A 21,553-nucleotide genomic window follows, 5' to 3' on the forward strand; every position below is an offset into this window, starting at 1 on the left:
ATCCATGGCCCATCGCGGCTCTCCCGGCATCCATGCCGGTCGACCCACTCCACAGAACCTCCACTCGGCCTCCCGGAGGGCGAGTAAATCAAAAGCCAGATCAAAAGCAGATCAAGAGCAGATCAAAAGCTTTCAGGTGTGCAGTCCATACAAGCAGCTGCCAGGTTATTGTGTATCACAACCCCTGCTGCAATGCAGGGTCATCCGGGTTCTGCTGCTCAAGCTGTGCCAGCAGTACCTGCACATTCTGCAATTGCCCGGCTTCTTTCCAGTAACGGATCAACAGCACCCGCGCCTTGCGATTGGCCGGCTGGCGTTGCAGCAGTTCCTCTAGCTGGCGCTGCGCCGCCTCCAATTGGTCCAGGTCATGCAGGGCCGTGGCCAGCTTGTAGCGGTAATCACTGTTGTCCGGTTCCAGCTCAACAGCCTTGGCCAGACCCAGCAGGGCGTACTCGGTCTGACCATGATTGAGTAGCCAGATTCCTAGCGCATGCTGCAAATACGCCGAGTCAGGGTGCGCTTCAAGCTGCCTGGCCAGCAGTTGGCGTGCCTGATCGCTCTTGCCACGCTTGTCCAGCAGTTCGACCTGCGCGACCACTGCCTTGAGGTTGTCCGGATCCAGGCGGGTGACCTGCTCCAGTGCGGCCTGGGCCTCATCAAGTTGCCCTTCGTGCAGGTACAGGCGAGCGAGTTGGCCCTGGGCCTGAGGGTCGTCAGGGCGGGTCTTGAGGTTGCGTTCGAATTCGTCGATCACTTGCTGCAGTGGGCCGAAATACAGCCCCTGTTCGTCGGGCGAAAGACCAAGCAAAGCATTGGCTGCGGCAAAGCGCACGCTCTGGTCTTGGTCATCGAGCAGCGGACCGAGCAGCAAGGTGCGCTGGGCACTGGGCACCAGCCCGACAATGCTCTGGATTGCGGCTTTGCGCACCAGCGGTGATGGATTCTGCAAATCTGCATCTGCCAGCTTCAGTGCTTGCGGGCTGGGGTAGTTGGGCAGTTCGGCATGCAGGCCGGCGCGACGGGCCTCTGTCAGGTCATTGCGGGCCAGTTGCTGATAAAGCACCCGTGCGGCGCCGGGTTTGCCGTTATGGGCCATATCCAGCGCGATGGAGTAGCGCTGGCTTACGGTCGGCGTGGGTACGGTAGAAGCAGGGCGCATCGAATACCAAAGGCCGCCGGCAACGAGTGCCGACACAAGGCTGATAACGAGGTAGCGGCGTGGCTGGGTCATCCAATATCCAGAAACAGGCGAGCGTATGAGGTGCAAGATTGGGACAGCAGGCAGCATGAGTCAAATGCTGATGTCCGCCAGAGCCTGTCCCGCGTGCTAACACCCTGGGTCCTGTTTCAGTGCAGAGCTACCTGCTTGCGCTCGCCAATCGGCGAAACCCCGAACAGGCGGCTATAGCATTTGGAAAAATGCGCCGCCGAGACAAAGCCGCAGGCCAGGGCAATATCCCGCACTTGTGACTCGCTGCGCAGTAACAGGCTGCGCGCCCGGGCCAGGCGCAATTCCAGGTAATACTGGCTTGGCGTGCGTTGCAGATGCTTGTGGAACAAGCGCTCAAGTTGACGCACCGACACCTCGTTGAGCCGCGCGAGGTCTTCCAGGCTGACCGGTTCTTCCAGGTTGGCTTCCATGATCGCCACCACCTGGCTGAGCTTGGGCTGGGATGTCCCCAGCTTCTGGCGCAGCGGCACCCGTTGCTGTTCCTGGGCACTGCGGGCGCGATCGCAGAGCAGCAGTTCGGCGGCATGGGCCGCAATCTCCCGACCACCCGGCTCGCGGGCGATCAGTTGTAAGGTCATGTCCATAGACGCCACGCCGCCCGAGCAGGTGTAGCGGTCGCGGTCGAGTTCAAACAGCTGGTTGGAAATAATGATCCCCGGAAAGTGGTCCTTGAGGGTTTCAATATCTTCCCAGTGGATGGTGCAGCGATAACCCTTGAGCAAACCGGCCCGGGCCAGCCAGTAGCTGCCGGTGCAGATGCCGCCCAGTGCGACCTGCTCATGGGCCAGTTTGCGCAGCCAGTTGAGCACGGGACGGCTGCTCAGATGCGAGACGATCGGGTTTGAACCCACCACCAGCAAAATGTCCAGTTTTGGTGCATCACCGATCACATAATCGGGCAGGATGCGCATGCCGTTGCTGGCCGTGACCGGGTCAAGGCTGGGGGCAATGATCACGCTGCGAAACATTTCGCAGCGCGCCGCCATATTGGCCATGCGCAGGGTTTCGATGGCCGAGGCAAAACCGATAGTGGTGAAGTTTGGTATCACCAGAAAGCCCACGGTCTTCACCGCAGGCAGGTTTATCGGTGACGCTGTAACAGGCGTTGCCATCCTTACGCTCCTTTTTATGATCCGGGACGCCTTTGGCGTCGGGGTTCACGCAGGTTGTTGCATCACACGGCGATGCAAGACCCTGTGCTCCAGGGCGTAACGAAGCATTTGTTGTGCCAGTGGCTAACAGCTTGTTATTCAGGCAAAAATTTATCGCTGACATAGGCTGAATAGTCAGGCAATACGCTTTCAATCTTGCCTTGATCCTTGAGGAACAGGGCGGTTTGGGCGATATCCCTGGCCGTGCCACCACCCAACAGCTGCGCCGTTTTTTGTTCAGCGGTCGAAGGGAAGTGCGCGCCCTGCAGCAACTCGGGAATGTCCTGGGCGCTGGCGCCGGTCAGCCTGGCGATTTTCTGTACCTGCTCCGAGTCAGCGGTCCAGGCCGCTTGGTGAGCGTTGTAGTCGGCGATGGCGTCGAGGCTGACTTTGGCGAATTTTGCCACGATTTCCGGGTGTTTCTCGGCAAAGTCCTTGCGTGCTACCCAGACTTCAAACGTTGGCGCACCCCATTGGCTGACCTGGCCAGCATCGGTGAGGATTTGGCCGGTCTTGCGGATTTCCCCCAGCGCGGGCGACCAGGTAAAGGCGCCGTCGATATCGCCACGTTTCCAGGCCGCGGTGATCTGCGCGGGGCTGAGGTTGACCACCTTGACCTGTTGCGGGGTGAGGTTCCAGTGTTTCAGCGCGCCCAGCAGGCTGTAATGCGAGGTGGACACAAAGGGGGTGGCGATGGTTTTGCCGATCAGGTCCTGGGGGCTGTTGATGCCGCTGCCATTGCGCACTACCAGGGCTTCGGAACCCTTGATTTGCGCGGTGACGATAAAGGTCACCAGCGGCACGTTGCGCGAAGCGGCAGCGGCCAGCGGGCTTGAGCCCAGATTGCCGATTTGCAGATCACCGGAAGCCAGCGCCGAAACCACGGCCGGACCCGAGTCAAAGCGGCGCCAGTCGACTTTTTCACCGATCGCCTTCTCATAGCTGCCCTCGGCCTGGGCCAGCTTGGTGGGGTCGATGCCGGTGATATAACCGATGGTCAGATCAGCCGCCTGCGCGCCGAAGCTGAGGCCGGTGATGGAAAGAGCAATCAGGAGTTTGTGCACGGACATGGGCTGGACCTTGTTGTAAGGAGGCAGAAAAGGGGGAGCTCCGGTGGTCCGGTGGGCTGAATCTAAGTGCTTTAAATCAAAGGGGAAAATACCGTTTTGGAACTAGCTTAGAGCACTCGTTGGGGGCGCTTGGTTGCGCCGCTTATGACCCGGGTCAAACGTCGTCAATTCAAAAGCAGGTACAACCCACCTGTGAGGAGTCCATAACAAAACCAGCACGGCCCGCTTCGAGGGGACCACCCCAGATCGACGCCTTAAAGGAATAACGCGATGCTTTCTATCTTCCCGCGTCTGGCACTAGCCGGCCTGACGTTGTTTTGCACAATTCAGGCGCAAGCCAGTGAGCCGACCCCGGCAGCCGTCCCCGAAAAAAACCTGATCGAGCAGGGCAAATATATAGCCCGGCTGGGCGACTGCATTGCCTGTCACACCACCAAGGACGGAGCGCTAATGGCCGGTGGCCTTGAGCTGAAAACGCCGATGGGCACCATCTATTCGAGCAATATCACCCCAGACCCTGAAACCGGCATCGGCCAATACAGCTTTGAACAGTTCGACAAGGCCATGCGTGAAGGGGTGACGCCTGCGGGGCAGAACCTGTACCCGGCCATGCCCTATCCGTCCTACGCGAAGATGAGCGAGGAGGATATGCGCGCCCTGTACGCTTACCTGATGCAGGACGTTACCCCGGTCAAGCAGGCCAACCTTGAGGCTGACATGGGCTTCCCGTTCAATCAGCGCTGGGGGCTGGCGTTGTGGAACTGGGCGTTTGTCGACAAACAGCCGTTTGTGGCCGACCCGGACAAAACTGTCGAGTTGAACCGTGGTGCTTACCTGGTGCAGGGCCTTGGCCACTGTGGCTCGTGCCATACCCCTCGCGGTATTGCCTTCCAGGAAAAGGCCATGAGCGATGCGGGCAGCAGTGGCAAGCATTACCTGGCGGGCGAAACCGTCGAAGAGTGGCGCGCCTTGAGCCTGCGTAATCTGTGGACGGTGGAAGACACCGTGCAATTGCTCAAAACCGGGCAAAACCGTTTTGCCACGGTGTCGGGCAATATGGCTGACGTGATTCACCACAGCACTCAACACTTTACCGATACAGACTTGACGGCCATTGCCAGTTATTTGAAATCGCTGCCGGCAGGCAAGGATGACTTGCCGATGCCTGCCGTGGCGACTGAGCCGGTCAAGGCGCCGGACACCCTCTACAGCAGCCGTGGCGGCCTGGGTTACACGCAGTTCTGTGCCGACTGCCATCGCCCGGACGGCGGTGGGGTCAAGGGCATATTCCCGCCATTGAACGGCAACCCCGGGATTGTCGCGGCCAACCCGACTACCTTGTTGCATATCACCCTGACCGGCTGGAAAACCCCGCAGACAGCGGCCCATCCACGGGTGTACACCATGCCCGGTTTTGCTCGGCTGGCGGATGATGAAATCGCTGAAATCCTCAGCTTTGTGCGCAGCAGTTGGGGCAATGACGCACCGCCGATCAAGCCTGCGCAAGTGGCGAAAATGCGCAAACAATTGAACCCCGAGACCACAGACGAAACCGCCTTTGTCACGCCGCGGCTGGCCAATCTGCTCAGCGCAGCCAACGCCGATCAAGTGGTGCGCGGCATGCGTCTGCATCTGCAAACCAAGGCGTTGCTGCCGGACAATGTCGGCAATGCGCTCAACTGCACCAGTTGCCATTTGAACGCGGGCACCGTGGCCGATGGTTCGCCGTTTGTGGGGGTGTCGGCATTCTTCCCCAGCTATGCGCCACGAGCAGGCAAGGAAGTGACGCTGGAGGAGCGGATCAATGGCTGTTTCCGTCGCTCGATGGATGGCAAGCCGTTGCCGGTGAATTCGCCCGATATGCAGGCGATGGTGGCGTATTTTGACTGGATGAAAATGAACACCGTGGCCGGTGACAAGGTGGCGGGCCGGGGGGTTGGCAAGGTCGATCCGAACATCAAGCCCGACCCTGTCAACGGTAAGGCGGTGTATGTGCAGCAATGCGCGGTGTGCCATGGCGATAATGGCGAGGGCTTGAAGCATGCCGATGGCAGCTTTGTGTACCCGCCGTTGTGGGGTGATGAGTCATTCAATATCGGCGCGGGCATGGCGCGGACCTATACGGCTGCGGCGTTCGTCAAACGCAATATGCCGATCGGCTTCCACGAGAAATTCCCGTTGGGGCAGGGTGGGCTCTCGGATCAGGAGGCGGTGGATGTGGCCGAGTACTTCTCTCACCAACCGCGGCCTGACTTTGTCGACAAGGGCAAGGACTGGCCCAAGGGCGGCAAGCCGGTGGACGCGCGGTATTAGAATCTAAAGCCCCTCACCCAGCCTACTCCCGGTCCATACAGGGAGTAGGCTGGGGTGAGGGCGCTTTTCAAACATGCGGCGTTGCATGCACCTTGGCCTGCGGGCTGGCGTACTGCGGTTTGAGCACACCCTGGTTGTCCAGCAGCCAGGCATCCATCACCTTGCGCACCACCGGCCCGGCCACCCGACCACCGGCTTCGCCGTTTTCAATCATCACCGAAATCACGATCTGCGGGTCTTCTGCCGGGGCAAAACCAACAAACAAGGCGTTGTCACGGTTACGCTCGGCGGTTTTCAGGCGGTTGTAACGCTCACCCTGTTTGATCGCCACCACCTGCGCGGTACCACTCTTGCCGGCAATCCGATATTGCACACCCTGGGCCGCCGCACGGGCGATACCCCGTGGGTCGTGCATCACCAGTTGCATGGCGTGGTTAACCTGATCCCAGTCCCGTGGGTCGCGCAACACCAGATTAGGGATCGGGTGCTCATCCACTGGCGGTGTACCGTCTACGGTTTTGGCCAGGTGCGGACGGTTCCATACACCCTTGTTGGCAATCAGTGCGGTGGCCTGGGCCAGTTGCAACGGAGTGACCTGCATATAGCCCTGACCGATGCCCAGAATCACCGTCTCGCCGGGAAACCAGGCCTGACGGCGGGTGCTGCGCTTCCACTCGCGGGACGGCATCAACCCTGACGATTCTTCAAACATATCCAGCGATACCTTCTGGCCCAGGCCGAACTCCGCCATATAGTCGTGCATGCGGTCGATGCCCAGTTTGGACGCCAGATCATAAAAGTAGGTGTCGTTGGAGCGCATGATGGCGGCGTTCAAGTCCACCCAGCCGTCGCCGCTGTGGTTCCAGTTGCGGTACTTGTGGTCGACATTGGGCAACTGGAAATAGCCAGGGTCGAACACCCGGGTCGAGGCCGAAATCACCCCGCTGTCCAAGCCGGCAATCGCCACTTCGGGCTTGATCGTCGAACCCGGCGCATAGAGGCCGCGCAAGGCCCGGTTAAACAGTGGTTTGTCGATGGAGTCACGCAGCCCGGAGTAGTCTTTGGAGCTGATACCAGTGACAAACAAATTGGGGTCGAAGCTGGGCTTGCTGACCATCGCCAGTACTTCGCCGGTTTTCGGGTCCAGGGCAATGATCGAGCCGCGACGATCACCCAGGGCTTCTTCGGCGGCCTCCTGCAGCTTGATATCCAGGCTCAGGACGATATTTTTGCCCGCCACCGCATCGGTATGGCGCAGCACGCGCATTACCCGGCCCTGGGCATTGGTCTCTACCTCTTCGAAACCGACCTTGCCATGCAGTTCGTTTTCATAAAAACGTTCGATACCGGTTTTACCGATCGACTGGGTGCCCCGATATTGGGTGGCATCCAGCTGTTTGACTTCCTTTTCATTGATCCGCCCGACATAACCCACTGAGTGGGCAAAGTGATCGCCCTGGGGGTAATGGCGCACGAACTGCGCCTCGACATCGATACCCGGCAGGCGGAACTGATTGACCGCCAGCAGGGCGATCTGGTCTTCAGTCAGCTCGTAGAGCAGGGTAGAGGGATCAAAGGGATGGCGCGCCTGCTTCATGGCCTTGGCGAACACGGCGCGATCTTCTTCGGGCAAATGCAGGATGCCCATCACCCTGTCCAGGACCTTGGCGGTGTCACCGGCCCGTTCGCGGGTGATGGTCATATTGAAGCTGGGCTGGTTATCGGCCAGCAGCACGCCGTTGCGGTCGTAGATAAAGCCGCGCTCTGGCGGAATCGGCAGTACATGCACGCGGTTGTTTTCGGACACGGTCGAGTTGTAGTCGAACTCGCTGACTTGCAAAAAGTACATACGGCCGATCAGCGCGCAGCTGATAGCCAGCACCAGCGCTGCGCAGGCGATCAGTCTTTTATTGACCAGCCGTTTTTCGGATTCGTGATCTTTAAGAGGGATCGGCTCAGGCATGAAGGGGGGCGTCTCGCGTCAGTATGCACATAACAGCAGCCAGGCTGCTAAATTCGGCGCACACCTTAACAAGAAGCTTGTGGTTGAGTCAGATTATTGGGCGTTCTGAACATGAAACTCGACAGGCTGCGGGGGGCTGAGATGTCTGCTTGCCTGGTAGTGCACAATGGAGTCCACCTCGCCAGGCAAGGTGGACCGGGATGATCCTGGCAGTAGCGGCTGCCAGTTAGACATCTGTTAGTTAGTGGTTTGTGCCGGTTACGGTGAATGGGATGTCCAGTTGTGAACCCCAGTCAGTTACTTTCCAGTCACGTGCAGCCAGTTGGATACGGCCCTTGTTGATACCTGTCAGCCCCGGGTTGTCCTCGGGATGGTAATAAATATTCCAGAAACTGCTGCCTGGCGAGCTACAGCTAGCAGTGGAGTTCAAAGAGTACCTGCCACACTTCCCGTTGCTTCGTGCAGCTCGAAATTTAACCTGGCTCATTCGTTTCGCTTCGTCCCAAACAGGTACGGTTAGCGTCGAATATGTCGAATTGGCCCAGACCAGTTTTGTAGGGCCTTCTTTCTCGCTGTAGGCAATGTAAGCGATGTGTTTGGCCTTGTCGTCAATCATTTTGCCTTGTAATTTAGTTGCACGGTTCGCACTGATTGCCCATGTTTCAGGATGAGTATAAGCCTTCACCGGTTGTATGGGCGGCGGAAGTTTCAAGCTGGCGACTGTTGCGCGGGCTTCGTCAGAATAAATCACCCCCCATTTGTCAAAAAAGCCCCTTAGGTCATGACCGGAAAAACGACTGGCGTTGATAACAAACCAGTCTTTTTTCTTGGCGTCGGTATTGAAGGCTGCTGTGTTGCTGGCGTAGTTGTACTCCTTGCGAAAAGCGCGACCGAGCTGTGGGTAAAGGTCGTCGTATGTTGCGAGCAGTTGGTTGAACATCACAGAGCGTAAAAATTCAGTGCCTTTATCCATGTTGTCAAATTTATAAGGCTGTCCTGAAGTTAAATAGTTACCTACAGATTCCCTGTCCCAGGTTCTGTTGACGTAGTCCTGGTCTGTTGAACATGCCTTTAACTCAAATTCTCCTTTGAGACGACGGCACGCTGCGATTGAATAAAGGTTGACCGTAACTTCCGTCAATCCTCCCCACGACCATTCTACCTGGTTAAGGTGACCATATTCATGCCAGTATCCCCATGAGGTAGGGGGGGTAGTCTTACTAAATCCGATTCTGATTGATCCCTGGCCGCCCGAGGCGCTGCAGCAAGACTCATATGAGGCATTAACCAATCCCGGAGTCGGCAAATTGAGCGGGTCTGCCGGGGTGTTGCTGTTGAAACCATTGACTCGGTCATACTCAAGCGGCATCAGAAGATGTTCGCGCATTAAATACATGATATCGGTATTGGCCAGGGCTTTGGCCTTGGCAGCGCCAAAGGAAATACGCGAGCGCCCGTTATACAGCAATACTTGCCCCAGTGGATTAGGCGTTTGGCTAAAACGGGTCATCCAGTCCTGTTTGCTGTCCATGCCAAAAATAAACATGGGTGCTTGCTGGGCATCAATATTTTTCACTTTGAAAGCTATCAGTTTTCCAGTGCTCTGCATGTCACGAGTGGAGTCTTCACACGACAGTAACAGTGTGCCGCTCCGGGCCGCCGTGTACTGAACCATTTCAGGGGGCAGTACGACCTTGTCGTACATATGGTTCTCTAGCTTGAAACTTGTTCCGGTCCAGGCGCTGCAAGTAACGCCACTGTCCGCAGATTGCCGTGTGATCTGTACAGTTTCTGAGGCATTCATAAATATATGAGTGGTAAAGAAACCATAGCGCCCGCTCATGCCTGTTCTTTTTTTGCCATTGGAATGTATTTCAGTAACGGGCACGTTGTAGGTTGATTGTGCACTGTCAGAATATTGTTGCAGTGTTCTGCGTAGCCAATAGAGCGGCTCTTGCTGGTCGCTGCTGAGTTGGAGGGCTTGCTCAGGGTTGCTGTTTAGTTTTTGCGGCGACAGCTTGAATTCCGCCAGTGCCTCAATAAATCCGGGCTTGGTTTCATGCTCCGTCCACCAATGAGTACTCTGTTGTCCATGGGCAGGAGAAAGTAACTGTAGGAAAAATAGTCCACCCCATAGAGCGGTCTTTGTTTTTGTGAAATGCATGGCTCTGTGCTCTAAGTTGTCCGTAAGGAAATTCACAAGTGTTCGTGTGTTATTTTTTTCTTGGGGGGCGAGGATTTAATCTGGGTTAAAGAGAGTTGTCTATTGCGCGAACTGTAGGAGCATCACTTAGAAGCTGTAGGGTATATCTGATTGGTGTTTCAAATTATGTTTGATTAGGCCAGATTTGTTCCTCATCGGCATGTGTAAGCCGAGTCGGTCACGTAAACTCTCTATTTTTCACGTAGGTGCTTTCTCTATGCTGCCCTTGATCGACTGGCACCCCCATGCGCCCTTGCAGCGCCTGCAACTGGACTGGCTGCAACAGGCCGGGGTTGAGGTGGCTGTGCTGCGTCTGGACCTGATTGATCCGCTGATCAGCGGCAACAAGTGGTTCAAGCTCACCGAGCATTTGCGGGCGGCCCATAGTGCGGGGGCTGAGGGGTTGATCAGCCTGGGTGGTGCCCACTCCAATCATTTGCATGCACTGGCCGCCGCCGGCAAGCGTTTTGGTTTTGCCACGGTGGGGCTGTTGCGCGGCCATCCACAGCAAACCGCCACCACGCTGGACCTTGAACGCTATGGCATGCAGTTGCACTGGTTGGGCTTTGCCGGTTACCGGGCACGACATGAGCCTGACTTCTGGCAGCCCTGGCAAGCCCTGTACCCGAGCCTTCACCAGGTACCCGAGGGCGGCGGCGGGCTGGCGGGTGCCTCGGGCTGCATTGCCCTGGTGGCCATGGTGCGCGAGCAACTGGCGGCAGTGCGCTGGGATGATTATGACGGCTGGTGGCTGGCGTCAGGTACGGGTACGACGCTGGCCGGGCTGGTGCTGGGCGAGGCAGGTGAACGTACGGTGTATGGCGCGCTGGCGGTGCCCGAGGATCACGGTGTAGCGCCGCAGGTGGAGGCGATTTTGCAGGCGGCAGGGCATAGCGAGCGCAATTTTGAACTGATCGATGCCAGCCGTGGCGGTTTTGCCAGGGTGGATGAGGCGTTGTTGGGGTTTATGCAGGACAGCGAAGCAGCGTGTGGTTTGCCGCTTGAGCCCTTATACACGGCCAAGGCATTGATGGCGCTGGAACAGGCGGTCAAGAAGGGAGTGATTTCACGGGGTATGCGTCTGGTGTTTGTCCACACCGGCGGCTTGCAGGGCCGTCGGGGGTTTACTTAAGAGACAACAAAACTTATGGCAGTTGCCAGGAAATCCGGTTCCTGGCGAGGTTCCCTGTGGGAGCTGGCTTGCCTGCAATGCTGACGACGCGGTCTGTCAGGCAAACCGCGGTGATGCCATCGCGAGCAGGTTCTCTCCCACAATAGGCACTTTGTAAACAACAGGTCTAGCATGCACCGTAAAACCTGATGCTAATAGTGTCAAATGTTGGAACGACGGTGCGACGAGATTCAAACTGAAGCAAGAGGAATTCACTTTCGTGCAAACTTTTGCCTGGGAGGCTCTATGCTCGGCAAGCAAGTGCAGTGAAGCAAAGAGCTTGCAAGTGCAATCCAGCGAATTGCAAAGTTGTTTTCGAAAAAATATTTGGGTGGCAGGTCTAACAACATATAACCATAGCGAGCTATGCACAACTGGTTGGCGATCCATATCGCAAGAGGTACAAGATAAGCAAAAAGCTTAGTGTAATTTAGTTTTGGCCCTGAAATTCTTCTAGATACAGAGAGAAAAAGCAGAAATGATCCCGCGGAAATAATGAAATAAAGTGCAGTTGTAAATAGCGAATCACTTATCATGATCTTTAAATTCTTTGCTCATCGAGTCTACCGTGATAATATCCGCTGCCACTTCGGCCATCAATGCAACTTTGCTTGCGTTTTCATACCCGCGCACATAATCAGTGCGCACATATCTAAACAAACGCCATGCATCGGGTTTTAACACCAGTCTTCCAACTCCGTACGCCGAAAACCCCAAGTCAACAACGGCATAAGCCATATTTCCTTCCGAGGTCGTGCCCCCCATTAAAGTTGCGACTTCTTGGTAACCCGCCCTGACAGGCCCTTTTACATCAGATCGACCTTCCCACAAATTGCGCCCATTCTCATAAGCGTTATTAGCCCCATGAGCCATCAGCGGGGCCCCTGCGAAAAGGCACAGTGTACCGATGGAGGCGTAACAGATCCCGGCACCTGCAGCAAATTGAAGGGCGCCAGCGATTGCCCCAACACCTCTCAGGGCAATCTCTGATGACTGGGTCAGCAAGTTGCTCTGTTCGCGCTTCAAGTCCGCCAAACCTTGCTCAGTGCTTTTCTTACCCTGAGCAACATCATTGACAATGCTTTTGGCGTAATAGGCAACCTCGCGGTTGAACTGCAAGCGCAGAGTGCCGTCCTTGATATGGCGGACACCTAATGTGCAGGCCTGGCTGCCAAGTTTTCTGGCTGCAGCACTGACCAGCCAGTAATCACAGTTGTCTAGTTTGCACTTATCAGTTGCCCGCTTCACTCATTATTCCCCCAGGTGCTGTACCCGCTGGTTCCGGCAGAATGGTGAGTCCAGGTAATATCGCGATAACGAATGGCTACACTTTCTTGAGGTTCGGCATCGTGTTCCAGGATGGCATGTGGCATCTCAAGCGTCAGGTCAGCAACAATCCCTCCGTTGATCGTGATGGAGTAGTATTTTTCCTGTATGCCATAAGACGACACCCGGTAAAAACTGATTGTACAGTTTATTTCTTCTCTGCCCGAAAGCGCCTGGGCCAGAAGCGGTGAGGACTTGTCGATATTTTTGGTGATAAGAATCGGCCCGTGTGTCGGCTTATTGGTGTTGCCAATATTGACCATATTGTGCGTATAAGACAGCATCATTATTTCGTCGGTATGGCCATCCTGACATTTGTTGCCGATAGAATTTTGAGTTGAACAGCCTGCTGATATCAGGCCCTGGGCCTTGCCGGTAATCGTCATGTAACCGTGGTTAGCCATATGCAACACTTCCTGATCGTCGGACAGTCATCCTAGCTGCCAGAAATTGAAGTGTGTTGTAGGTCGATTCCGAAAATCTGGTCGGATATATTTCGATTCCAGCAAGGTAAACCCTGAATCGACGCAACACAGGGCTTACCACCCTGAGTTTTGTCTAGGGCTGGTTGTCGGGTGCCAAGGGGGGATCAGATTTCAAACCTTGCCAGGCCCTGTGGGAGCTAGCTTGCCTGCAATGCTGACAGACGCGGTCTGTCTGGCAAACCGGGGCTATGCCATCGCGGGCAAGCCACGCTCCCACATGGGGTCTCTGGATTTATTTGCGCCCGGGCAGCATGCGCAGCAGGGTGTTGTCCTTGATCAGGTAGTGATGGCCCAGCCCTGCCACGGCGTGCAAACCGATCAGCCAGTAGCCGATGGTGCCGCCCAGTTCATGCCAGCCCTTGATCTGCTTGGCGAAGTCCGGGTCCTTGACGGTCAGGGGCAGGATATCGAAGCCGTAGAAAAACACTGGCTTGTCGTTGTAACTGAGCACCAGATACCCCAGTACCGGCATGGCGATCATGAGCAGGTACAGTGCCCAGTGCATCAGGGTGGCCAGCGCCGTCTGCCAGGCGGGCGGGGTTGGCGTGATTTTCGGCGCTACGCCCAGGGTGCGGGCCAGCAGCCGTAGCCAGACCAGCGCAAATACTGTCAGACCAAGCATAAAGTGCGCATCCTTCATCAGGTTGCGGCCGTCGCTGTCTTTGGGGAAGATCCCGCGAAACTCGATCGAAGCGTAAATCAGGATAAACAGCAGCACCATTAGCCAGTGCAGGGCGATGGACATTCGACTGTAGTGATGGGCGGTACTTTTCCAGGACATGGTGTTTCCTCACGGTTCAGGTCTGAAGCCCCCGTTCTTGTTGACGGAGTGCCTTTACTTTAAATGCGTTGAATGATTTTGCACTGAGATGGGTCAGCTTTCGGGGTTCCCCGGCACATTGGGCCAAAGATCGGACACTAAAAACAGGCGTTCGGCTTCTTCCCAGTCGCCCGCTTCGTTTTCGGTAAGGCGCACCAGCAACTGCGCAGGGGCCTCAGGATGCAACTCTGCAAGCCAGATACCGAGTTGCTGCGCAGTCCATATCCCGTCAGGGCCATAGTGCGCCGGGGCGAGCCAGGCATGGCGGGGCAGGGGTTGCCAGCAGCCTGCTGCGCTCTGGCAGATAAACGCCGGCCAGTCTCGCTGATGCAGCCAGCGCCCGCGCAAGTGTTGGGGGTTTGCCCCGGCAGGGGGTTGGGCCTGACCGGGCCAGGGGTAAAGCAAATACCCGCCGAGCCACAGATGTGCGTTAAATGTGTGGATATCCAGGCCAGCGAGCACTTCACGGCTCTCGGGGCGGCTGGACATGGGCAACTGGTGCTGGCTGAAATGCTTGAGTTTACGGTCCAGGCGGTCATTGCTGCCGGGGCCGAGCCATTGCGCAGGGTCGTTGCCGTCGCCGTTCTGGGGCCCGAGGTAGAGCTTGATCGCCAGCTCCAGATGATGCACGCCGTCGCGATCACGCAGCAGCAGGTCCAGCTCGCCCAGGGTATGCCCGCTCAGGCGGATCGGCAGGTTGGCGGCAATCAGCTCAACCCCGGGGGCATGTTGCACGGCAAATTGCCACAGGCGCTCGTAATAACGCCCCAGGCGCCGGGTGGTAGCCAGTGCCAGCCAGTGCTGCAACGGTTCGCTGTTGCTATCCAGCTCGCGCAGCCAGCGCTCCAACTGCTGTGGTGCCTGCACCCAGTCGCTGCCCGCCAGTGGGTGGCGTTGCGGCCAGGGTGTCTGGACCAGCATCGGGGGGGCAAGAATCACCCACGCCAGGTCGCGCACCTCGGGGTGGCGCAGTTGGTGGGGCAGGTTGAGCAAGTCGGGGAATAGGGTCATTGTGCGAGCATAGCTCCCTGATGGCCTGAAAGGGTTTTGTCTATCGTCGTCTTTCGCCCATAATCGTTGTTTTCGCACGCATTGAATCCCGCAGGAGCCCCATGGAGCAATTTCGTAATATCGGCATCATAGGTCGTCTGGGCAGTTCGCAAGTGCTCGATACGGTTCGCCGACTGAAAAAATTCCTGCTTGAGCGGCACATGCATGTGATCCTCGAAGACACCATTGCCGAGGTGTTGCCCGGTCATGGCCTGCAAACCTCGTCGCGCAAGATGCTCGGCGAAGTCTGCGACATGGTGATTGTGGTCGGTGGCGATGGCAGCCTGCTGGGCGCGGCTCGCGCACTGGCCCGGCACAATGTCCCGGTACTGGGCATCAACCGTGGCAGCCTGGGCTTTCTGACCGATATCCGCCCCGATGAGCTGGAAGTCAAAGTGGCCGAAGTGCTCGACGGCCACTATCTGGTTGAAAACCGCTTTTTGCTGCAGGCCGAAGTCCGCCGTCACGGCGAAGCGATCGGCCAGGGCGACGCCCTCAATGACGTGGTGCTGCACCCCGGCAAATCCACGCGCATGATCGAATTCGAGTTGCATATCGACGGCCAGTTCGTGTGCAGCCAGAAGGCCGACGGCCTGATTGTGGCAACTCCTACCGGCTCCACGGCCTACGCCATGTCGGCGGGTGGCCCGATCATGCACCCCAAGCTCGACGCGATCGTGATTGTGCCGATGTACCCCCATACCCTGAGCAGCCGGCCGATTGTGGTCGATGGCAACAGCGAGTTGAAAATCGTGGTGGCCAAGGACATGCAGATCTACCCGCAAGTCTCCTGTGACGGTCAGAACCATTTCACCTGTGCGCCGGGTGACACCATTACTGTCAGCAAAAAAGCGCAGAAGCTGCGTCTGATTCACCCCTTGGACCACAACTACTATGAAGTGTGTCGGACCAAGCTTGGCTGGGGTAGCCGACTGGGCGGCAGGGCTGACTGATGCTCGATCCAGCGCGCAGTTACGATCTGATCGGTGACGTGCATGGCTGTGCTCATACCCTTGAGCACCTGCTGGAACGTCTGGGCTATCGCAAACTCGCCGGTATCTGGCGACACCCGCAACGGATGGCGGTGTTCCTGGGTGACATCATTGATCGCGGCCCGCGCATTCGCGAGTCGCTGCATATCGTTTACGACATGGTGCGCAGCGGTCAGGCCCTGTGCCTGATGGGCAACCATGAATTCAACGCGCTGGGCTGGTGTACCCCTGCACCTGCCGGCAGTGGCAAGCAGTTTGTGCGTGAGCACACCCCGCGCCATGCCCGGCTGATCCAGGAAACCCTGGAGCAGTTCGACCAGTACCCCCTCGAATGGCGCGAGTTCGTGCAGTGGTTTTACGACATGCCGCTGTTTGTCGACGCCGGGCGCTTTCGCGTGGTGCATGCCTGCTGGGATGCCGAGGTGATTGCCACCTTGCGCGCGCAATACCCCGATGGCTGCATCGATGAGGCGTTCCTGCAGGCCGCCGCGGTGTCGGGCAGCTTTGCCGATCGCAGTTTTAACCGGCTGCTGCGCGGCACCGACATGCGCCTGCCGGGTGGCATGACCCTGACCGGCGGTGACGGCCTGACGCGGGCGTTTTTCCGTACCAAGTTCTGGGAAGACGACCCCAAGACCTACGGCGATATCGTTTTCCAGCCTGACGCATTGCCCGAGCAGGTCGCGCAGCAGCCGTTATCCACCACGGAAAAAAGTGCCCTGTTGCGCTATGGCATTGATAAGCCACTGTTGTTTGTCGGTCACTACTGGCGCAGCGGCCGCCCGGCGCCGATCCGGCCGAACCTGGCGTGCCTGGATTACAGCGCGGTGTTGTACGGCAAGCTGGTGGCTTATCGCCTGGACCAGGAAACCCGCCTCGATCCGAACAAATTTGTATGGGTCAATGTAGACCGCCCTGAGGCTATTCAATGAGTGCTGTAGCTGTTTTACGTTTGCCGCTGTCGGTTGACCTTAGTGGTTTTGTTGCCTTGCTCAAGCGCATGCAGGTACCCCATCGGGTCAGTGAAGAGGCGGGTGAACAGGTGCTGTGGGCGCCTGAAGCCATCGCCGAGGATGTGCGCAGCTTGTACCAGCGTTTCCCGGCAGGCGACCCTGAGCATGAACTGCCGATAGTCGAACGTCCGCCAGCCATGGCCCGGCCCGGTTTTGCCCAGCAACTGCGGGCCAGCCCGGCCACCGCCATCGTATTGCTGTTGTGCCTGATCGTGGCTGCCGTGACGCAACTGGGTGACAATCTGTCGACCCTGCGGGCGCTGACCTTTCTCGATTTCAGCATTTATGGCCAGTACATCAATTTTGTACCCTTGTCCGACAGCCTGGCGTCGGGGCAGTGGTGGCGACTGTTCACCCCGATGCTGATCCACTTCGGCTTTCTGCACATTGCCATGAACGGCATGTGGTACTGGGAGCTGGGGCGGCGTATTGAAATGCGCCAGGGCAGCATCAACCTGATTGGCCTGAGCCTGTTGTTCAGCCTGGTGTCCAACTTCGCCCAGTACCTGTTCGGCGGTCCGAGCCTGTTTGGCGGTTTGTCCGGGGTGTTGTACGGCTTGTTGGGGCATGTGTGGATTTACCAATTGATGGCCCCCAACCCGCTGTACAACTTGCCTCGCGGGGTACTGGTGATGATGCTGGTGTGGCTGGCTTTGTGTATGTCGGGGCTGGTGTCAATGATCGGCTTTGGCCAGATTGCCAACGCGGCCCATGTTGGCGGCCTGGTTATCGGCTGCCTGACCGGCTTGCTGGGCGGGTTGTGGGCGCGGCGTAAACAGGCAGCTTAATGTGCAATATTCTGTGGGAGCGGGCCTGCTCGCGATGGCATCAACCCGTTGATTCAGGCACACCGAGTTGCCTGAATCGCGAGCAAGCCCGCTCCCACAGAGATTAATGTCATTTGATTTTTCAAGAGTGGAAACAGAACCATGTCCTCTTTCAACGAAATGATTCAAAACATCACCCCCGAGATCTATCAGAGCCTGAAATTGGCTGTAGAAATCGGCAAATGGGCGGATGGCAACAAACTCACTGCCGAGCAGCGCGAGCTGTCGTTGCAGGCGATGATCGCCTGGGAAGTGCAAAACCTGCCTGAAGACCAGCGCACCGGTTATATGGGCCCGCAGGAATGCAGCTCGAAATCGGCGCCAGTGCCCAACATCCTGTTCAAGTCGGATGCCATCCATTGATTGAGATTGGTCGCGGTGCAATCAGCAAGATGTCGGCAAGCCTGCAAACGCCGACCGTTCAATATGCGTTTCGTTTGGGCGATACCGAGGTCCCGGTCAACCCTTTGATCGGCACCAAACTGCGTCTGGAATACCTGGGGGAGATCAACTGCTCCCACTGCGGGCGCAAAACCAAGAAGAGCTTCAGCCAGGGTTACTGCTACCCGTGCATGACCAAACTGGCGCAATGCGATGTATGCATCATGAGCCCGGAGCGCTGCCATTACGACGCCGGCACCTGCCGTGAGCCGTCGTGGGGCGAGCAGTTCTGCATGACCGATCATGTGGTGTATCTGGCCAATTCCTCCGGGGTCAAGGTCGGCATCACCCGCGCTACCCAATTGCCCACGCGCTGGCTCGACCAGGGCGCGAGCCAGGCATTGCCGATCGTGCGGGTGGCGACCCGTCAGCAATCCGGTTTTGTCGAAGACCTGTTCCGCTCGCAAGTGGCCGACCGCACCAACTGGCGTGCACTGCTCAAGGGCGACGCTGAGCCTGTGGATCTCGTCGCGGTGCGTGAGCAACTGTTCGAGAGTTGCGCCGGGGGTCTGCAGACCCTGCAGGAGCGTTTTGGCCTGCAAGCGGTCCAACCTTTGCATAGCGTCGAGCCCATCGAGATTCGTTACCCGGTCGAGCAGTACCCGAGCAAGATCGTCAGCTTCAATCTGGATAAAGATCCTATCGTTGAAGGCACGCTGATGGGGATCAAGGGCCAGTACCTGATCTTTGACACCGGCGTTATCAATATCCGCAAATACACGGCCTACCAACTGGCCGTGCATCAGTAAAAGGACACCAGCATGCGCACCGAACAACCGCAAATGATCTACCTGAAGGACTACCAGGCGCCGGATTATCTGATCGACGAAACGCACCTGACCTTCGAGTTGTTCGAGGACCACACGCTGGTCCATGCGCAACTGGTGATGCGCCGCAACCCTGCCCGTGGTGCAGGCTTGCCGGCGCTGGTGCTGGATGGCCAGCAACTGGAACTGCTGTCGGTCAGCCTCGACGATGTCGAGCTGGCAACAGACGACTATCAACTCAGCGACAGCCATCTGATCCTGCACCCGACCAGCGAGCAGTTTGTGGTCGATACCAGCGTCAAGATCCACCCCGAATCCAACACCGCGCTGGAAGGCCTGTACAAGTCCGGCGGGATGTTCTGCACCCAGTGCGAGGCCGAAGGCTTTCGCAAGATCACCTATTACCTTGACCGCCCGGACGTGATGAGCAAGTTCACCACCACCGTGGTGGCCGAGCAGCACAGCTACCCGATCCTGCTGTCCAACGGTAACCCGATTGCCAGTGGCCCCGACGAAGACGGCCGGCACTGGGCAACCTGGGAAGACCCGTTTATGAAACCGGCCTACCTGTTCGCCCTGGTAGCCGGGGATCTGTGGTGCGTTGAAGACAGCTTCACCACCATGAGCAACCGCAACGTGGCGCTGCGCATTTATGTCGAGCCGGAAAATATCGACAAGTGTCAGCACGCCATGGTCAGCCTGAAAAAATCCATGCGTTGGGACGAAGAAACCTACGGCCGTGAATACGACCTGGATATCTTTATGATCGTCGCCGTCAACGACTTCAATATGGGGGCGATGGAGAACAAGGGCCTCAATATCTTCAACTCCAGCGCCGTGCTGGCCCGTGCCGAAACCGCCACCGATGCCGCCCACCAGCGGGTCGAGGCCATTGTCGCGCACGAATACTTCCACAACTGGTCGGGCAACCGCGTGACCTGCCGCGACTGGTTCCAGCTGTCGCTCAAGGAAGGCTTCACGGTGTTCCGCGACTCCGAGTTCTCCGCCGACATGAACTCGCGCACGGTCAAGCGCATTCAGGACGTGGCCTATCTGCGCACCCACCAGTTTGCCGAAGATGCCGGTCCCATGGCCCACGCGGTGCGTCCAGAAAGCTTTATCGAAATCTCCAACTTCTACACCCTGACCGTTTACGAAAAGGGTTCGGAAGTGGTGCGCATGATCCACACCCTGCTGGGCGCCGAGGGCTTCCGCAGGGGCAGCGACCTGTACTTCGAGCGTCATGACGGCCAGGCCGTAACCTGCGACGACTTTATCAAGGCCATGGAAGACGCCAATGGCGCCGACCTGAGCCAGTTCAAGCGCTGGTACAGCCAGGCGGGTACGCCGCGTCTGGCGGTCACCGAGCACTATGACGCGCAGCAGAAAACCTACAGCCTGAGCTTTGCCCAAAGCTGCCCGGCCACCCCGGACAAGGTCGAAAAACTGCCGTTCGTGATTCCAGTGGAACTGGGCCTGCTCAATGCCCAGGGCACTGAAATTGCCCTGCAACTGGCGGGTGAGACTGCGGCATCCGGTACCAGCCGTGTGTTGTCGGTGACCGAAACCGAACAGACCTTTACCTTCGTTGGCATCAACGAAAAACCGCTGCCTTCGCTGCTGCGCGGTTTCTCGGCACCAGTGAAGCTGAGCTTTGCCTACAGCCGTGACCAATTGATGTTCCTGATGCAGCACGACAGCGACGGTTTCAACCGCTGGGATGCCGGCCAGCAACTGTCGGTGCAGGTGCTGCAAGAGCTGATCGCTCAGCATCAGCGCGGCGCAGCCCTGGTCATGGACCAGCGTCTGGTCGAGGCCTTGCGCTCGGTGCTGGGCAATGCCGAGCTGGATCAGGCGATGGTGGCTGAGATGCTGTCGTTGCCGGGCGAAGCCTACCTGACTGAAATCAGCGACGTGGCCGATGTCGAAGCGATCCACTTTGCCCGCGAGTTTGCCCGCAAGCAGTTGGCTGATAGCCTGTTCGACGGTTTGTGGGCGCGCTACCAGGCCAATCGCGAGGTGTCGAAAGTCACCCCGTATGTGGCTGAAGCCGAACACTTTGCCCGCCGCGCCCTGCAAAATATCGCGCTGTCGTACCTGATGTTGACCGGCAAGCCTGAAGTTCTGGCGGCAGCCTTGGAGCAGTTGGAGCACAGCGACAACATGACCGAGCGCCTGACGGCCCTGGCCGTGCTGGTGAATTCGCCCTTTGAGGCAGAAAGAACAGCAGCGCTGGCCAGTTTTGCCGAGCACTTCAAGGACAACCCGCTGGTGATGGACCAGTGGTTCAGCGTGCAGGCCGGCAGCAGCATGCCCGGCGGTTTGCAGCGCGTGCGCGAGCTGATGGAACACCCGGCGTTCAATATCAAGAACCCGAACAAGGTGCGGGCACTGGTCGGTGCGTTTGCCGGGCAGAACCTGATCAACTTCCATGCAGCTGATGGTTCGGGCTATCGCTTCCTGGCGGACCTGGTGATCCAGCTCAACGGCTTTAACCCGCAGATTGCTTCACGGCAACTGGCGCCCCTGACCCGCTGGCGCAAATACGACAGCGCCCGTCAGGCGTTGATGAAGGCAGAGCTGGAGCGCATCCGCAACTCCGGTGAGTTGTCCAGCGACGTGTTTGAAGTGGTGAGCAAAAGCCTGGCGTAAAGACCGGCAGCGCCTTGCTTTTAGTCGCCTCTCCCTCCGGGAGAGGCGTGGTGAGGGGCTTTTGATCTTGCCGATTCC

General features: G+C 57.8%; 17 protein-coding genes. 8 read left to right on the forward strand and 9 right to left on the reverse strand.

What is annotated here, in order from left to right:
• Nucleotides 1-175: 175 nt before the first annotated feature.
• The 3 genes from ACZRMH_RS22980 to tauA all read right to left on the reverse strand — a co-directional run bounded on the left by ACZRMH_RS22980 (nt 176) and on the right by tauA (nt 3,452).
• Entirely contained in the window at nt 176-1,231 is a 1,056-nt protein-coding gene (locus ACZRMH_RS22980) for a tetratricopeptide repeat protein (protein WP_464015417.1), read from the reverse strand.
• A gap of 116 nt (nt 1,232-1,347) precedes the next feature.
• A complete protein-coding gene (locus tag ACZRMH_RS22985; RefSeq protein WP_464015418.1) occupies nt 1,348-2,343 on the reverse strand; it encodes a GlxA family transcriptional regulator in 996 nt (331 codons plus the stop codon).
• 134 nt (nt 2,344-2,477) lie between these two features.
• A complete protein-coding gene (tauA, locus tag ACZRMH_RS22990) occupies nt 2,478-3,452 on the reverse strand; it encodes a taurine ABC transporter substrate-binding protein (protein WP_464015419.1) in 975 nt (324 codons plus the stop codon).
• A gap of 270 nt (nt 3,453-3,722) precedes the next feature.
• On the opposite strand from tauA, the gene ACZRMH_RS22995 reads away from it, so the two are divergent.
• Nucleotides 3,723-5,765, forward strand: coding sequence for a c-type cytochrome (locus tag ACZRMH_RS22995; protein WP_464015420.1), 2,043 nt, complete (start codon nt 3,723-3,725; stop codon nt 5,763-5,765).
• 67 nt (nt 5,766-5,832) lie between these two features.
• Here ACZRMH_RS22995 and mrdA read toward each other — a convergent pair whose 3' ends face one another.
• Both mrdA and ACZRMH_RS23005 read right to left on the reverse strand, forming a co-directional pair.
• Nucleotides 5,833-7,728, reverse strand: coding sequence for a penicillin-binding protein 2 (mrdA, locus tag ACZRMH_RS23000; RefSeq protein ID WP_464015421.1), 1,896 nt, complete (start codon nt 7,726-7,728; stop codon nt 5,833-5,835).
• Between the two features lie 241 nt (nt 7,729-7,969).
• On the reverse strand, nt 7,970-9,892 hold the full coding sequence (locus tag ACZRMH_RS23005; protein ID WP_464015422.1) for a M60 family metallopeptidase: 1,923 nt from the start codon (nt 9,890-9,892) through the stop codon (nt 7,970-7,972).
• A 256-nt stretch (nt 9,893-10,148) separates the two neighbouring features.
• Here ACZRMH_RS23005 and ACZRMH_RS23010 point away from each other — a divergent pair, with 256 nt between their 5' ends.
• Nucleotides 10,149-11,063: a 1-aminocyclopropane-1-carboxylate deaminase/D-cysteine desulfhydrase gene (locus tag ACZRMH_RS23010; RefSeq protein ID WP_464015423.1), complete on the forward strand. Its 915-nt coding sequence runs from the start codon at nt 10,149-10,151 to the stop codon at nt 11,061-11,063.
• Between the two features lie 564 nt (nt 11,064-11,627).
• Here the strand turns inward: ACZRMH_RS23010 and ACZRMH_RS23015 are convergent.
• From ACZRMH_RS23015 to ACZRMH_RS23030, 4 genes are all read right to left on the reverse strand, one after another.
• Nucleotides 11,628-12,350 carry a DUF4225 domain-containing protein gene (locus ACZRMH_RS23015; protein ID WP_464015424.1) on the reverse strand — a complete coding sequence of 241 codons (723 nt, stop codon included), beginning with the start codon at nt 12,348-12,350 and terminating at the stop codon, nt 11,628-11,630.
• Nucleotides 12,347-12,832 carry an Hcp family type VI secretion system effector gene (locus tag ACZRMH_RS23020; protein ID WP_464015425.1) on the reverse strand — a complete coding sequence of 162 codons (486 nt, stop codon included), beginning with the start codon at nt 12,830-12,832 and terminating at the stop codon, nt 12,347-12,349. The genes ACZRMH_RS23015 and ACZRMH_RS23020 overlap by 4 nt, the downstream gene beginning before the upstream one ends.
• Nucleotides 12,833-13,145: 313 nt before the next feature.
• Nucleotides 13,146-13,694, reverse strand: a complete 549-nt coding sequence (locus ACZRMH_RS23025) for a cytochrome b (RefSeq protein ID WP_464015426.1) — start codon at nt 13,692-13,694, stop codon at nt 13,146-13,148.
• 93 nt (nt 13,695-13,787) lie between these two features.
• Nucleotides 13,788-14,744, reverse strand: coding sequence for a DUF1853 family protein (locus tag ACZRMH_RS23030; RefSeq protein ID WP_464015427.1), 957 nt, complete (start codon nt 14,742-14,744; stop codon nt 13,788-13,790).
• Between the two features lie 101 nt (nt 14,745-14,845).
• Between ACZRMH_RS23030 and ACZRMH_RS23035 the strand changes: the two genes are divergently transcribed.
• The 6 genes from ACZRMH_RS23035 to pepN all read left to right on the forward strand — a co-directional run bounded on the left by ACZRMH_RS23035 (nt 14,846) and on the right by pepN (nt 21,475).
• A complete protein-coding gene (locus ACZRMH_RS23035; protein WP_016780735.1) occupies nt 14,846-15,736 on the forward strand; it encodes an NAD(+) kinase in 891 nt (296 codons plus the stop codon).
• Complete coding sequence (locus tag ACZRMH_RS23040; RefSeq protein ID WP_464015428.1) at nt 15,736-16,707, forward strand: metallophosphoesterase; 972 nt, start codon at nt 15,736-15,738, stop codon at nt 16,705-16,707. The genes ACZRMH_RS23035 and ACZRMH_RS23040 overlap by 1 nt, the downstream gene beginning before the upstream one ends.
• Nucleotides 16,704-17,576 (forward strand): rhomboid family intramembrane serine protease, encoded by an 873-nt coding sequence (locus ACZRMH_RS23045; RefSeq protein ID WP_464015429.1) that lies wholly within the window; start codon nt 16,704-16,706, stop codon nt 17,574-17,576. Before ACZRMH_RS23040 ends, ACZRMH_RS23045 begins: the two co-directional genes overlap by 4 nt.
• Before the next feature lie 141 nt (nt 17,577-17,717).
• Nucleotides 17,718-17,978 (forward strand): YeaC family protein, encoded by a 261-nt coding sequence (locus ACZRMH_RS23050; protein ID WP_016780738.1) that lies wholly within the window; start codon nt 17,718-17,720, stop codon nt 17,976-17,978.
• Nucleotides 17,975-18,805, forward strand: coding sequence for a DUF2797 domain-containing protein (locus ACZRMH_RS23055; RefSeq protein WP_464015430.1), 831 nt, complete (start codon nt 17,975-17,977; stop codon nt 18,803-18,805). Before ACZRMH_RS23050 ends, ACZRMH_RS23055 begins: the two co-directional genes overlap by 4 nt.
• 12 nt (nt 18,806-18,817) lie before the next feature.
• Entirely contained in the window at nt 18,818-21,475 is a 2,658-nt protein-coding gene (gene pepN / locus ACZRMH_RS23060) for an aminopeptidase N (protein ID WP_464015431.1), read from the forward strand.
• The last annotated feature ends 78 nt before the right edge of the window (nt 21,476-21,553 follow it).

This window comes from Pseudomonas sp. B414, assembly GCF_055408445.1.

Bases quoted from the DNA above. Each gene is read 5' to 3' on its own strand.
- ACZRMH_RS22980 (WP_464015417.1), bottom strand. From the start codon at position 1,231: ATGACCCAGCCACGCCGCTACCTCGTTATCAGCCTTGTGTCGGCACTC.
- ACZRMH_RS22985 (WP_464015418.1), bottom strand. From the start codon at position 2,343: ATGGCAACGCCTGTTACAGCGTCACCGATAAACCTGCCTGCGGTGAAG.
- tauA (WP_464015419.1), bottom strand. From the start codon at position 3,452: ATGTCCGTGCACAAACTCCTGATTGCTCTTTCCATCACCGGCCTCAGC.
- ACZRMH_RS22995 (WP_464015420.1), top strand. From the start codon at position 3,723: ATGCTTTCTATCTTCCCGCGTCTGGCACTAGCCGGCCTGACGTTGTTT.
- mrdA (WP_464015421.1), bottom strand. From the start codon at position 7,728: ATGCCTGAGCCGATCCCTCTTAAAGATCACGAATCCGAAAAACGGCTG.
- ACZRMH_RS23005 (WP_464015422.1), bottom strand. From the start codon at position 9,892: ATGCATTTCACAAAAACAAAGACCGCTCTATGGGGTGGACTATTTTTC.
- ACZRMH_RS23010 (WP_464015423.1), top strand. From the start codon at position 10,149: ATGCTGCCCTTGATCGACTGGCACCCCCATGCGCCCTTGCAGCGCCTG.
- ACZRMH_RS23020 (WP_464015425.1), bottom strand. From the start codon at position 12,832: ATGGCTAACCACGGTTACATGACGATTACCGGCAAGGCCCAGGGCCTG.
- ACZRMH_RS23025 (WP_464015426.1), bottom strand. From the start codon at position 13,694: ATGTCCTGGAAAAGTACCGCCCATCACTACAGTCGAATGTCCATCGCC.
- ACZRMH_RS23030 (WP_464015427.1), bottom strand. From the start codon at position 14,744: ATGACCCTATTCCCCGACTTGCTCAACCTGCCCCACCAACTGCGCCAC.
- ACZRMH_RS23035 (WP_016780735.1), top strand. From the start codon at position 14,846: ATGGAGCAATTTCGTAATATCGGCATCATAGGTCGTCTGGGCAGTTCG.
- ACZRMH_RS23040 (WP_464015428.1), top strand. From the start codon at position 15,736: ATGCTCGATCCAGCGCGCAGTTACGATCTGATCGGTGACGTGCATGGC.
- ACZRMH_RS23045 (WP_464015429.1), top strand. From the start codon at position 16,704: ATGAGTGCTGTAGCTGTTTTACGTTTGCCGCTGTCGGTTGACCTTAGT.
- ACZRMH_RS23050 (WP_016780738.1), top strand. From the start codon at position 17,718: ATGTCCTCTTTCAACGAAATGATTCAAAACATCACCCCCGAGATCTAT.
- pepN (WP_464015431.1), top strand. From the start codon at position 18,818: ATGCGCACCGAACAACCGCAAATGATCTACCTGAAGGACTACCAGGCG.